At 75.1% G+C, this 720-nt stretch carries 1 protein-coding gene; it reads right to left on the bottom strand.

Annotated features, from left to right (window positions below; translation table 11 throughout):
- A partial coding sequence (locus E1269_RS32000; RefSeq protein ID WP_131902309.1) for a DUF222 domain-containing protein occupies positions 1–720 on the bottom strand: 720 nt, incomplete at both ends.

The following is a 720-nucleotide window of genomic DNA, read 5'->3' on the forward strand; positions in this document are numbered from 1 at the left end:
CTGCCGTGTCGGCGCCGGGTTCCTGAGTGCCACCGCAGCCGCCCAGGTGGCCGGTGGTCAGCGCGGTCCACCCGAGCCCGGTGGCGATGTCGAACCGTAGCTGATCGAGGGTGCGCGGGTCGTTGCCGCCGCGGGCGGCGCGGGCGGCTGCGTCCAGCGCGGTCCACAGCGCGGCCAGGTCTTCTGCCGGACCGGTCAGGCACATGATGCTGGTGCCGTCGGCGTCACCGTAGGCAGTAGGCCGCTGCACCCGCCGCTGCTCCCGCCCCCGGCAGCGGCGTTCCTCGGCCGCGGCCGGGTCGGTGGTGATGACCAGCCGGTCCAGGTCGCGGGACAGTTGCCGCAGGGTTCGCGCACCGGCGGTGGGCAGTACCTGCTCGACCACCCGGCCGCGCGCAGGCGGGTCGAGCACGCGGGTCTTCGCCGCGATCAGCTCCGCGCGCCGCTCGTCGATGGCGCCGGCGTCGAGTGCCGTCAGTGTGGCGGGGAGGTCCTCGACCAGCTCGACCCCCAGCGCCACCCGGGTATCGGCGTGCCCGGGTGTCCAGGCCAGCGCTGCGGACACCTCCGACCCCGCCGCCCGCACCCGGTCATGGGTGTGCCGCAACGATGCGGCATCAGCGTCCCCGCAACCCCGGCAGGAGGCGTAGTTCTCACGCCCGGTCAGCTCCGCCATCGCGCGCAGCTGCAGCGCCCGCAGGTGCGCGATCTGCCGCTCCG

Source organism: Jiangella asiatica (assembly GCF_004349065.1).
GTDB classification, from domain to species: Bacteria; Actinomycetota; Actinomycetes; order Jiangellales; family Jiangellaceae; genus Jiangella; species Jiangella asiatica.